General features: G+C 40.4%; 7 protein-coding genes. 3 read left to right on the top strand and 4 right to left on the bottom strand.

The annotated features are described in order from the left end of the window. The first annotated feature begins 83 nt into the window (after window positions 1–83). Genes galA through BQ5338_RS11195 form a run of 3 tightly spaced genes read left to right on the top strand, consistent with a single transcriptional unit; the run spans window position 84 to window position 7,014 of the window. A complete protein-coding gene (galA, locus tag BQ5338_RS11185; RefSeq protein WP_078063475.1) occupies window positions 84–2,546 on the top strand; it encodes a beta-galactosidase GalA in 2,463 nt (820 codons plus the stop codon). Window positions 2,547–2,564: 18 nt separating this feature from the next. Further along, window positions 2,565–4,646: an alpha-L-fucosidase gene (locus tag BQ5338_RS11190; protein ID WP_071146949.1), complete on the top strand. Its 2,082-nt coding sequence runs from the start codon at window positions 2,565–2,567 to the stop codon at window positions 4,644–4,646. Window positions 4,647–4,662: 16 nt separating this feature from the next. Next, on the top strand, window positions 4,663–7,014 hold the full coding sequence (locus BQ5338_RS11195; protein WP_071147828.1) for a PDZ domain-containing protein: 2,352 nt from the start codon (window positions 4,663–4,665) through the stop codon (window positions 7,012–7,014). Between the two features lie 325 nt (window positions 7,015–7,339). On the opposite strand, the gene BQ5338_RS11200 is transcribed toward BQ5338_RS11195, so the two are convergent. The 4 genes from BQ5338_RS11200 to BQ5338_RS11215 form a co-directional block, all read right to left on the bottom strand. Further along, window positions 7,340–9,742, bottom strand: a complete 2,403-nt coding sequence (locus BQ5338_RS11200) for a beta-L-arabinofuranosidase domain-containing protein (RefSeq protein ID WP_078063476.1) — start codon at window positions 9,740–9,742, stop codon at window positions 7,340–7,342. Between the two features lie 411 nt (window positions 9,743–10,153). Then, a complete protein-coding gene (locus tag BQ5338_RS11205) occupies window positions 10,154–10,333 on the bottom strand; it encodes a hypothetical protein (RefSeq protein WP_071146950.1) in 180 nt (59 codons plus the stop codon). A gap of 365 nt (window positions 10,334–10,698) precedes the next feature. After that, a complete protein-coding gene (locus BQ5338_RS11210) occupies window positions 10,699–12,135 on the bottom strand; it encodes a cellulase family glycosylhydrolase (RefSeq protein ID WP_139265241.1) in 1,437 nt (478 codons plus the stop codon). A gap of 121 nt (window positions 12,136–12,256) precedes the next feature. After that, window positions 12,257–13,768 carry a glycan-binding surface protein gene (locus BQ5338_RS11215; protein WP_071146951.1) on the bottom strand — a complete coding sequence of 504 codons (1,512 nt, stop codon included), beginning with the start codon at window positions 13,766–13,768 and terminating at the stop codon, window positions 12,257–12,259. Between the last annotated feature and the right edge of the window lie 7 nt (window positions 13,769–13,775).

Genomic DNA, 13,775 nt, shown 5'->3' on the forward strand with positions numbered 1-13,775 from the left:
AACAAATGAAATGAGATCAGCAGCAAGATCCGAGCATCGTTTTAACAGGCAAAGAGAAAATATATTTTTTTAGAATCCACCTTATGATAATTAAACAGAAATTTATAATATTCTTGTGTTTCTCCTTTTCATTGTCATTGATGCAAATTGAAGGAAAGTCACAAGTTATTCAGCAAACATCTCAATATAGAAGGACAAAAGATAATTTTGATTTCAATTGGCAGTTCCATAAAGGCGACATAGCTATAAAGCGTCAGGTAAAAGTAGGTGCACAGGGTGGAATTACCGATGTCGACGTCAAAATTATATCTACGAAAGATACCATTATTGATTATACCAAACCAGAAAATGCAAGAATATTAAACCCTGCCGATTGGAAAAAAGTGAACCTTCCGCACGATTGGGCTGTGGAGGGTACATTTATACACGATAATTCGATGGGAAACCAGCCTGCTGTCAGTGGATATTTGCCCACGGGAATAGGATTTTACCGCAAAGAATTTGAAATACCAGAAGCGGATAAGGGCAAAAAAATCTCCATCGAGTTTGATGGTGTTTTTCGAAATAGCACCGTTTGGGTGAACGGACACTTGATGGGTAGCCACCTGAGCGGTTATACTCCTTCAAACTACGATTTAACTGATGTTTTGCGATACGGCAACGAAGGAAAAAACGCAATATTGGTAAAGGTCGACGCCAGCGAATACGAAGGTTGGTGGTACGAAGGTGCCGGCATTTATAGGCACGTATGGCTTGTCAAAACCGGTAGACTTCATGTCGAAAGATTCGGTACTTATGTATCAACCCCTTCAATTACTTCCGAAAAAGCTTCGGTAAGCATAAAAACCACATTAAGAAACGATTACAAAACAACTAGAAACGTTACTCTTGTTTCAAGAATTATCGACAACAAAGATGTTGTACTTGATACAGAGACAATAGCCCAGTCGATTGAGTCGTATAGTTCCGTTGAATTAACACAGATAGGCTCCATTCAAAAGCCGAGGTTGTGGTCGCCCGAAACACCCGACATGTATAAAGTGCTAACCGAAGTCTCCGAAAACGGGAACGTTGTAGATACTTACGAAACCACTTTTGGAGTAAGGACAGTGGAAATCAATAACAAAGGAGTATTTCTTAACGGTAAGCTGTATCCGGTGAAAGGGACTTGCAACCACCAGGATTTTGCAGGAATTGGCGTTGCACTACCTGATAAAATAAACTGGTATAAATTGAAGCTGCTTAAAGAAGTCGGAAGCAATGCTTATCGTACCCATCATCCTTCAACTCCCGAAATGCTGAATATGTGTGATAGCATGGGTATTCTTGTTTTGGCTGAAAACCGTTACCTGTCGAGTAGTGAAAACGGGTTGAACGACCTGAAGACCATGCTTTACAGGGACAGGAATCATCCTTCGGTATTTATTTGGAGCATGGAAAATGAAGAATGGATACAAGGTTCGGTAATGGGTGCAAGGATACTTGAAACATTAGTCGAAACCACCCACAAAATTGACCCTACCCGTAAAGTGACCGCTGCCATGAATCACGGCCGTAACGATGGTGGATATAGTGATGTGTTGGATGTTGTGGGATATAATTATGGAGATAAGCAATTGGCCTATGTAAACGACCATGAAACATATCCTCAACGAATCCAGTTTTGTACCGAAACCACAAGCTTCATTTCAACACGCGGGGAGTATCAGAACGATTGGAAAAAAGGTTATGTTTCGAATGCAAGTAAATGGGAACCCACTTGGGGGCCATTTCCGGGTGAAGACTGGGCGGACATTGTTAAATATCCCTACCTTGGTGGATTATTCGTATGGACAGGTTTCGATTACCGTGGTGAACCTACTCCCTACCAATGGCCGTGCGTTACATCGCATTTCGGGTTTATGGATATATGTGGCTTCCCCAAAGATGGGTATTATGCATACAAAGCAGCATGGACAAATAAACCGGTGGTACATATCTTCCCACATTGGAACTGGCCTGGCAAAGAAGGCGATAGCATTAAAGTACATTGTTACACTAATTGCGAAGAGGTTGAGTTGCTCCTTAATGGTAAAAGTATAGGAAAGCAAAAAACAGTTCCTTACACCAAACTGATTTGGTCTCTTGTATACAAACCCGGTAAACTTGAAGCGCGGGGCTACAAAGCAGGAAAACTCATAACCAGAGATGTTGTGGAGACTACGGCAGCCCCTGCACAGGTATCTTTGAACAGCGACTGCAACACCCTCAAGGCCGATGGCTGTGATGTGGCTGTTATCAGAGTTGCTATTAAAGATGCCAAAGGAAGAGTGGTGCCAACTGCCAATAATCTTGTTCGGTTTTCAATTGAAGGGCCGGGTAGAATAATCGGTACAGGAAACGGAAATCCAAGCAGTCATGAACCAGATAAAGCCAACCAGCGTATGGCTTTCAACGGATATTGCATGGTGCTTGTGCAGTCGAACAAGCAAGCCGGGCAGATAAAGTTAAAGGCCACTTCAGATACATTAAAAAGCAATGATATATTTATAATAACAAAAGAGTAATAATAAATAATAGATCAAATGAATAGATTTTCTTTATACGCAATTATTTTTGCTTTTTCATCAACAGGCATTAGCATTGCTCAGGTAAAAGCACCTGCAGCATTTGGGCCGACTCCATCGGAGAATCAAATGAGATTGCAGGAAATGGAAAGCTATGCTTTCGTGCACTTTTCGCTCAACACGTACACTGACCAGTCGTGGGGCTTCGGAAACGAAGATGTTAAGTTATTTAATCCCGAAAAGGCTGATTGCCGCCAGTGGGCGCGTATCTGCAAAGAAGCGGGCATGAGAGGGATTATTATTACAGCCAAGCATCACTGCGGCTTTTGTCTCTGGCCTTCAAAATATACTGAATATTCCGTAAAGAATGCTCCTTGGAAGAACGGCAAGGGTGATATGGTGCGCGAAATGGCCGATGCCTGTAAAGAATATGGTTTGAAACTAGGAATCTATTTATCGCCATGGGATAGAAACAGTGCTGATTATGGAAAACCTAAGTATATTACCTACTTCCGGAATCAGCTCACAGAACTCCTCACGAATTATGGACCAATTTTTGAAGTGTGGTTTGACGGAGCAAATGGCGGTGATGGATATTACGGCGGAGCAAATGAAACCCGTACTATTGATCGTACAACCTATTACGATTGGAAGAATACCTACGATCTGATCCACAAATTACAACCCAATTGTGTGATATGGAACGATGGAGGAGATCGGGGTGATTTGCGCTGGGTTGGCACTGAAGAAGGCTTTGTTGGCGAAACAAACTGGAGTCTATTGAATGCTACAGGCGAAGTGCCTTGGAATATGTTGCATTATGGTCTGGAAAACGGAAATGCATGGGTGCCTGCCGAAGTAAATACTTCCATCAGACCGGAATGGTTCTACCATCCGAACGAAGATAGCAAAGTAAAAACTGTTCCTCAATTAATGGATCTTTACTATAATTCTATCGGACGGAACGGCACCATGTTGCTCAACTTCCCGATTATGCCCAACGGCTTGATCCATCCAAATGACGAGAAAGCAGCCTATGAATTTGGACAGGCAGTGAAAGAGTCATTCAGTGATAACCTTGCCGAAAAAGCAAAAGCGAAAGCTTCAAATGTTCGTGGTAACTCAAAAAAATTTGGAGCTGACAAAGCAATTGACGGGAGGAAAGATTCATATTGGACAACCAATGATACTATTACTAAAGCTTCTTTGACCCTCGATTTTCGCAAACCAATCATATTCAACCGCTTTCTAGTACAGGAATATATCCGTTTGGGACAACGTGTGAAAGGATTTACAGTTGAAGTGCTTGTGGATGGAATCTGGGAAGAAGTCGCAAAAGCAACAACTATCGGTTATAAACGAATTCTTCGTTTCCCGAGTGTAAAAGCAACAAAGGTGCGTTTCAACATCACCGATTCTAAAAGTTGCCCTGTAATTTCAAATATAGGAATTTATAATGCACCGGTATTCCTACATGCACCCTCAATAGCGAGAAATCAATCTGGTGAGATCAGTATATCAACAGATGATATCGGACCTATTTTCTACTATACATTAGATAGTAGCGAGCCAACGTCAAACTCAAAGAAATATACTATCCCTATTCAAACACAAGGAAAAATAGAAGTAAAGGCCATCACTTACGACCCTGCATCGGGTAAAAGCAGTCCGGTGAGCCTCGAAAAATTTGACATCAGTCGCAAAGATTGGAAAATAGTTGGTATCAGCGATGAAAAGGCTTATAGCGTTCTAGATGGAAACACCTCTACAATATGGCATCAAAGAGATGGAGAAAAAAAACCTATTGATTTGGTCATCGACTTAGGGACTGAATACAATCTATGTGGTTTCAAATACCTTCCAGACCAAAATAAATGGAGCTCTGGCATCATTACTAACTACCAGTTCTATGTCTCTGCCGATAACAAAGAATGGAAATTGGTAAGCGAAGGAGAGTTTTCAAATATAAAGAACAATCCTCTATGGCAAATCAAACAGTTTGCTTCCGAAAAAGCCCGCTTCATCAAGTTTACAGCTTTGAAGAATACTTCAGGGGATGACGTTGCAGGATATGCGGAAGTGGATGTAATTACAAGATAAAAACATTTTGAAAGTGATTAGAAAAGTATTTTACATGGCTTTTACCTCGCTGATGTTAAGCATGAGCGTTCAGGGACAAGTAAATTATTATGTATCCCCAACAGGTAGCGATACCAGTCGGGGTACATTATCAGAACCTTTTTATTCGATTAACGGAGCATTGGCTGAAGCCCGTAAAACAAAAGGTAATGTTGTAATAAATATGCTGGAAGGCACATATTATCTGAACAAACCTATCGTTTTTAAACCCGAAGATTTCCCTAAAGGAAACAAATCGCTAACAATAAAGAATTTCAGAAACCAGAAGGTCGCTATCAGTGGAAGCGTTCCACTAAAGCTGAAATGGAAAGCGTTCAAAAGCGGAATCTGGCAAGCAAAAGTCACACAAGATTTTGTTTTCGATGAATTATTTGTCAATGGACAATTGCAGCGAATGGCGCGGTATCCTAATTACGATCCCAAGGCTCAATATTACGGCGGAACTAAAGCCGATGCCGTTTCAAAAGAACGGGCTGCGCTCTGGAAATCGCCCGAAGGAGGATATGTGCACGCGTTGCACTGTTCGCTGTGGGGTGATTTTCATTACATCATCACCGGGAAAAACGACAAGGGCGAACCGACCCTCAAAGGAGGCTGGCAAAACAACCGACGTATGCCTATGCATGACAAATACCGTTTTGTTGAAAACGTTTTTGAGGAACTAGATACCGTCAATGAGTGGTTTTTCGACAAGAAAGCCAAAGTTCTGTACTATTATCCCTCTAAAGGATTAGACCTCAAAAAGGCGAAATTTGAGACACCGCAAATAGCCCATTTATTTGAATTTAAAGGATCGGAAACGAAACCGGTAAAAAATATAAGTATTGAAGGGCTTACCCTAACGCAAACCTTGCGTACTTTTATGCAGAACAAAGAGCCGTTACTGCGCAGCGACTGGACCATTTACCGAGGTGGTGCGGTACTTTATGATGGCGCAGTAAATTGTTCGCTTAAAGATTGCACGCTCAACAACCTGGGAGGCAACGCCATCTTTTTCAATAATTATAACCGCAATTGCGAAGTGTCTGGATGTCTGATTTCCGAAATCGGGGCCAGTGCCTTTTGCTTCGTCGGCGATCCGAATGCCGTGCGTTCGCCAAGTTTCGAGTATTCGCAATACGTGCCTTTGGCACAGATAGACCGCACTCCGGGACCTAAGACAAACAATTACCCAGCTGAATGCAAAGTCCATGACAACCTGATGTTTAATCTTGGAAAAGTAGAAAAACAATCAGCAGGAGTGGAACTTTCCATGTGCCAGTGTATCACAGTAAGCCACAATACCATTTACGATGTGCCGCGTGCCGGTATCAATATAAGTGAAGGTACTTGGGGCGGCCATGTAATCGAATACAATAATGTGTTCAACACCGTAAAGGAAAGTGGCGACCACGGCTCGTTTAATTCGTGGGGCCGCGACCGTTATTGGCATCCCGATAAAAAGCTCATGGACTCGATCGTGGAAACCAATTACGAACTTGCATTGCTAGATGTGGTTAAACCCATTATTCTCCGCAACAACTGTATGCGTTGCGACCATGGCTGGGACATCGACCTGGACGATGGTTCGAGCAACTATGAAATCTATAACAACTTGTGCCTGAATGGCGGAATAAAGCTTCGGGAAGGTGTAAACCGTATTGTCAAGAACAACATTATGATAAACAACACTTTCCATCCACATGTATGGTTTCAGAACTGCAACGATGTGTTCCGACATAATGTGGTTTCACGCGGATATATGCCTATCCAAATCGACGTTTGGGGAAAGGAGACCGATTATAATGCTTTTGCCGACTCTGCGTCCCTTAAATCTGCTTGGGCAAGGGGAACGGACAAACACTCCGTGTGTGGCAGACTGGATTTTGTAAATCCACAAGCAGGTGATTTCCGCTTAAAAGAAGGATCTGTAGCCCTCTCAGTAGGTTTCAAAAACTTTGCCATGGACAGCTTCGGGGTCATTTCGCCAAGATTGAAAGCCTTAGCGAAAAAAGTACCGGTATCGGCTATAGTCGGGCTCGAAAAAGTGGATGATGGTGATATTATAGATTTCATGGGGGCTAAAGTGAAGAACCTCACCACTTTGGGAGAACGTTCCGCAACCGGGATGGACAATATCCGGGGGGTATTAGTAGTGGAAGTGGCTGCTATATCGGTTGCATCTAGGTTCTTGCAGGCTAACGATGTGGTCCTGGCGTTTAATTCACTAAAAATCAATAACCTTAGCGATTTGCTTGAAGCTCAAAAGTCGGCTATAGGAGGAGATAAAGTCGAATTGGTTATTTTCCGAAATCAGAAAGAAGTGAAGACGTGGATTAAATTGAATTAAAAAATCATCAATATAGATGATAAACGCTGACGAAAAGATCATTTTGAAATTTACGCAGCAAAATTAATATTCATTTATAATCCTGAATACTTGTGATTTTCTTTGTTTGAAAAGACCTAGATGTTTTAAAGAAAGGCCTAAGTGTTTTCAGAAAACACTTAAACCTTTTTCCAATTGATAAATAAAAAGACTCTTATCAAACCAGTCATATACTAAAAAGAACAGAATTGTGTTTTTGCATGTTATCGGATTTTACGAACCTTACAAACATACACCTATTCTGTCCAAAGAAAAGTCGAATTATGATCCTATTTAGTAGGGAAAGTTACTTGGTTTCACAATCCATATGTGCTTTGAGAAGAACTCTAACCTCATATATTCTGGGTGTTGCAACGACAGAAGAAGAAGTTTCAAACTTTATTGTTAACTGTGAAGCACCTCTTTCACTCTCCGGAATAGGAAATAAGACTGTTTGAACTCCTTTCTTATTGCCTGCCGTTTTTAGCTCAGATAGTAGCTGCCCATTTACCCAAACACTGCAATCACGCGATTTCTCTTCATCATTATAAGCAATATACAAACATGCAGGAGTTGCTACTTTCTGTTTCATCTGATAGCTAAACCATCCCTTGGCATCACGCCAATGAAGGTCCTCTGAAAATCCGATTTGTGACTGTTTTGATTGAATAAAGTGGTCGGATTCAGGTTGTTGTTCTCCGCAGATGACTCGATCGATGGTAATTGAGTCAAGAGCCATCTGTTTGTGCTCTTGCTCGGCAAGTAGAGTCTGTTGCTTCAACAAATCTTCTTTCGACGCTAAAAGCCAGTAAGCCATATAACGGGATTCGTGCAACCGATAAAACGGAATGAGTTCCATTCCACTGAAATTATTAGGATATAAACCGCTTAAAGTAAAGGTCAGTGGCTTTCCATCAACAGCTTTAACATTCGAAGCAAGGTTCTCTGGAGTCCCCACAAAAACAGGTATTTTTGCCAATGGAAGTTGAGGGCCCGAAGCAATATGTCCGCCTCTACTATCATCTGCAAACAATCCCTGCATATTGCTCGTTCCCATTTTTGCAGCAAGCACTATCGGCCCATACAAAATAGAATAATAAGGTGAACGATCAGGCAAAACCTCTACAGAGATAGACATGGGTAACTCCAAGCGAACGCAGTCTCCTTTTTTCCATTTGCGAGCAACAGCAATATATCCTTCTTTGTTTACTGAAGCCTGCTGATTTTTACCGTTTACAGACAATATACACGCACCTTTAACCCATTGTGGAGCACGTAAATAGAGCGTAAAAGAACTTCTTTTAACTGGGTTTATCCATAATTCTGTAAAGGGCTTATCAGGAAAACTTGTCTTCTGGATAATCTCCAATTCTTGTTCGCTCCAATTTAATTGCGATGGTATAAAAAGGTTCACATACACATCTTTACCACTATGCGCATAAATCATTTCTCCGTATTTTGCCTGATTCTCCAAACCGGAACCCACACAACACCAAAAACTAGTTTGAGGTTGAGAGTAAACCCGATAATGCCCCGAACGCATGGGGGTAAAATAAACTAAGCCGCCAGTCTTCGGGTTCTGAGTGGAAAGAATATGATTATAAAGCGCCCTTTCATAGTAATCCATGTATTTCGAATCCGCATTGACCTGATACAGCAATTGAGTAAGACGTAGCATATTATAGGTATTGCAAGTTTCAGGACCTTGAACATCATGCATCATTGAAGAAAAGTCATCTGCCGGATGGAAATGTTCCCTAACACTATTTCCACCAATACTTATCGAACGATTCTTGATCACTGTTTCCCAAAAGAAAGAGGCAGCCCCATGCCAATCTTCATTGCCTTCGACTTCAGCAATGCGTTCGAAACCAATAATCTTCGGAATTTGAGTATTGGCATGCAATCCCGTCAATTGATCTTTTTGTTGTAACAAGGGTTGCAAAATGAATTTATGAGAGAAACGATGTGCTAGTTTCAAATACTTGTCATTACCTGTCATGGCTGCAACGTCTGCAAACACCTCATTCAACCCACCATGTTCACTGCGAAGCATATCTTGCATCTGCTCATCGCTTAAACCTGAAACAAGATTGTACATCCAGTTCGTCAGTTTGAGCAACATTGTACGAGCCTGATCACTTCCTGTATAGAGGTAGGTATTGTATAAACCAGCATAAATTTTATGAATATTATATAAAGGTACCCATTTATCATTCAGCCCAAAAGAAGAAGCTCGTATATCCCCTTTTGCAATTTCCTGCCACATGGCTTTACCTCTGGGAACTCCACAAAGATATCCGTCGCCGGATGCATCTTGGCAACGCTGTAATTCATTTAGCATATAATCAAGTCGCTCTTTTATACGAGCATCTCCGGTAGATGCATACATCTGTGCAAGAGCAGAAAGATAATGCCCTCCAATATGTCCATCTAAACCCGTATTCTCCCAATTAGTATAATTATCTGCCTTCGGAGTAAGTCCCGCTTCTTTTAGATAGGGTGCTAACAGTCGGTCAGCATTCAAATCTAACAGATAATTAATATCAAGTGCTTCAGCATGCTTAAAAGGGCCATCTAGAAGACGGACTTCCGATAATGGGAATATTTCTACCTGATTAGAAATCCCTCTCGTTTGTCCCTTAATTAGGAGACATTGACCTAAAATCAAAAATAAAATAAATAGTGTTCTAGTACAATTTGTATTCATCATTTCTTTTATCTTAAATATTCTACAAAATAAACTTCGACTCGTCTTTATTAATCTATTATAACCTCATCTTTATTCTTTTCTCGCTAGATGAAACGACTTTACTATCACTAGAGAGAGAAAAACTGTACTTCCAAATTCATAGATTGCATTTTTGCTCTTATACCCAGATCTGTCCGCCCAAAGGTTTGAGCACCTATCGGTAAGAAACCGATTGATAAGAGCAAAAACGAGAAAAAGAAATTCCTCATAAGTATTGTATTTAAAGTTATTAACCAAATGTTGCAAAGATAAAACTTATCAGCACACAGAAACAACTTATGATCAAAAATCAAGCCACAAACTTCCTTTAAAAGGAGCCCAGTTGAGTTGCATGTTCTTCTGACCGGAAGGCCCCAATTTAGAAGCTGCCTAAAATTTCGCTCCAATAGGCGGAATAGCATACATAAACCCCAGAGATGTAGCAGGAGATGAAGGTGCAGTAAAATCGTTTTCAGCACCTTTGGAGCGTTCTGCCTGAAGCATTTGAAAGAACAAGTCTTGTTCAGAAGATATGATACTACGACTGCCTTCATCTGTATAGATTCTCACATATCGACAATCAGCGCAATAGATGAATTTGTTGTTGTGGCTTCACTTCTAAGTAGACTGGACGATAAATTCCACCGAACAGTGTTGTCTTTATCGGTACCGGAGAGATAACGAATAGTCGTTTCCTGAGCATGCAATAGTTCAGTAAGAAGGAAAGAAATGATAATAAAAAAGGCTTCATAGGTATAATATCCAAAGTTCGTATTTCTATTCTAAATACAAATAAACTCATTTTTTTATAAAAACAAAGTGAGGGTGCTCAACTTTTGTTGACGCACCCTCATGATTCCATCTTCCAATATCAATTATGCAAAGCTTTACCTAATTTCTTAAATTGCAATAAAAGCCTGCGGTTTTAAATATGCCTACTTACTACCGACAATTATTGCATCCAAAGAACGTTGATCGAGCACTACATCATTAACTCTATCAAAGACTCCGCCAGTTTCCCAATAAAAAGGTTTTGCGCCAATAGCCAAGCATTGTTTAGTAAGATAGGTTATCCAAGCATCCACCGATGCATTATGCTTATCAAGTTCTTTTGGAACAAATTTTGAAGTTGCCTCCCATCTTTGAGCACTGTATTCACCCATAAGAACTGGAATACCTTTATCAATGAATTGTGTCTTAATTTGTTTAAAGTCCTTCAATAATTCTGCTTCTTCGCCATAGGTACAGTTTCGCTCCGGCTCTATAGTAGAATGATTACCCTCACCCCAATAAAAACGGACGAAATCCCAACCTGCAGGAGGATCATCATCTAAAATGGTGAAACTTGTAGGCGAATAATTATGCCATTCGAAAGCTAAACGATCTGGCGTTGGATCTGTTGGAAAAACACTTGGATCTATTTGTCTGGTATCTCCTTGTAGTACCAAAGTTCGATAAGTATTATGGCCACCAGTAGAGCGAACCGCATCAATAAATGTCTTATGATATGAAAGCAATACTTCCATTGTTTCTGGAGTCTCTGCATTTGGTTCATTAGCACTGGCAAACATCAAATGCTCATCAAAATCGCGCATGGCTGTAGCAATTTGCCCCCAAAACGCTTTCTGTTTAGCATTAACAGAATCTTGTTTTGTTACCGTGCAATTTTCTTCAAGCCAGCCTCCATCCCAATGAATATTCAGCAATACATACATATCATTTTCCACACACCACTGAACCACTTGCTTTACTTTGGCCATAAAAGTATCGTCGATCTTTGCTGTGGATAGATTTGAACTAAAATTCCAAGCACAAGGAATACGAACCGCATTAAAACCAGACTGTTTCACGAATTTTATATATGCCTCTGTAGGATCTACATTTACTCCCCGTAGTTCCAATGTATTTCCAATATTTATCCCTAATTTTATTTTTGCAACCAATTCTGTTGCCGTGCTGCCCATTCCTGTCGCATCAGGCGCAATAGGTGAAATATTATACGATGGATAAATTTTAGGCGCTTGATAAACCTTAATACGTCTTGCTTGTCCATTATCACAAGTTATTCTAATGATGGCCCGGCGAGTAGCCCCTGTGGTATTAAGCGATGTTGTTTCAATTTTAATAGTAGAAGAACCACTATTCCCGCTTGTTTGATCTAACTGTAACCAATTAGGAATGGTTGCATCATCAAAACTAATGTTCCACTTATCATCAGTAGTAAGCGATAAATTTAACGAATCCAAGTCATCCGGAAATGAAATAGATTTGGCCGAAACAGTCATTAATGGAATGTAATTCTCGTCTTTACAAGAGAAAAATGATACACTAGCTACCCAAAGCAGCAGTATTGAATATATTGTTATTTTCATTATATATTTATTATTTATTACTTATATGATTTATCAGGTTTCAGTACCTGACAAACCATATAAGATGATGTTTGTAACTTTCACATATAGAGACAACTAAAACCCAGAGAATAAAATAGTTTCATCTTCTTACTACCCTAAAATTATCGAAGGCAGCAAAGAAACCGGTTTTTGTTGTCTCTGCACCATAATTATGCAGATAAAGTTGCAGCACACTCGTTCCATCATACCCTAATAATCCTGTCAGACTTCCTACCTGAGCACCATATCCGTCTCCAAGCGTTTGGTCTTTTGTACGAAAGTCTGATAAAGGAATGGTAACAGTTATCCAACCTTTTGTTTTATAGGAGGCGGTACGAGAAGCAGAAATCCGCCACGGTTCAAGCCGAGCCATATATTTATTTCCCTCATCTCCAACGATACAAAGTGAGCTACCATTCCAATCTTTCGCAACATTCATCTCAAATTTGAGAGTCCAGCTAGCAACTGGGTCGGACATATTTTCAGGATCTATCCACCTCACTGTTGGAATACGAATAGCATGCGACCAATTCTCACCTTCACCGCTACCAATTGGGGAAAGATCCATCAACAAATACTGGGTCGGATTTCCGACAAACTCAGACATGCCACTTTTCGGGCCTGCGGCTCCTCCCCACCATTCCCATTGGAATGTATCACCCCATTCAAAATCAGTGATTCTTCCTGTAACTTTATCATTAACATTATAAGCAGAAGTAAACGATCCACCGGGTGAAGCAATCACTATCGGGCCACTTTGAGTTAAAGTCGGAGATTTAAACCATACCAAACTACCATCTTCCGATTCTTTGAATGTCGTAATTACCGATCCGGCAAAAGTCAGACTTATAATTTGCGACAGATTACTTCCTGAAACATAAACGGTATCCCCAGCAAGAGGAAATTCATTAGAAACAGCCAATATCACAGGAGGTCCATAAATTTTGATTAAATAATCACCAGATCCAACTATTGACGAATATCGGATGGTATTCACTTGAGAAGCATCCCCCCCAGACAAATCGGTTGGCACTCGTACAATGGCACTTGAATCGGTATATTCAACTATAGACAAATCGGCATTAACGCCTTGGAAAGAAATCTGGGTAGCATTCTTGAGGTCATAACCAATAATATTGATTCGTTGGTTTGGTACAATTGACTTTAAAATCGTATCATTTGGTGAATCTGAATAATTTCTTATCCGTAATATTAACGGCTTTCCAACAATGTCAATATTATAGGTAGCGATTCCACCTTCACTAGTTGCAACAATCTTGCCCATATCGCTAGATGCTACAGAGGCGAAAGAGATTTCAGGCAACTGCACAACAATACTGGTTTCTGAAAAAAGGACTGATTGAACAGTAGCAGGAATACCACAAAAAGTAACCTTACTAATTCCGCTCAAATTATGTCCTTTCAATACCACCCATTGTCCTGGATTTATTGTATGTAGAACCGTGTCGTTAGGAGATGCGGCATAATTAATAACTTCTGTAATAACAGGTGATTTCATATCATCAGGATCACAAGAGGAAATTAAGAATGAAGTAACTGCCAGAAAAACGAACAGAATACTATACTTCTGGTTATATTTAAACTTTCTCATAATAACT

It is taken from the genome of Bacteroides ihuae (assembly GCF_900104585.1).
Taxonomy (GTDB): Bacteria; Bacteroidota; Bacteroidia; order Bacteroidales; family Bacteroidaceae; genus Bacteroides; species Bacteroides ihuae.

Excerpts from the sequence above, each read along its gene's own strand:
- galA (WP_078063475.1), top strand. The coding sequence starts at position 84 with ATGATAATTAAACAGAAATTTATAATATTCTTGTGTTTCTCCTTTTCA.
- BQ5338_RS11190 (WP_071146949.1), top strand. The coding sequence starts at position 2,565 with ATGAATAGATTTTCTTTATACGCAATTATTTTTGCTTTTTCATCAACA.
- BQ5338_RS11200 (WP_078063476.1), bottom strand. The coding sequence starts at position 9,742 with ATGAATACAAATTGTACTAGAACACTATTTATTTTATTTTTGATTTTA.
- BQ5338_RS11210 (WP_139265241.1), bottom strand. The coding sequence starts at position 12,135 with ATGAAAATAACAATATATTCAATACTGCTGCTTTGGGTAGCTAGTGTA.
- BQ5338_RS11215 (WP_071146951.1), bottom strand. The coding sequence starts at position 13,768 with ATGAGAAAGTTTAAATATAACCAGAAGTATAGTATTCTGTTCGTTTTT.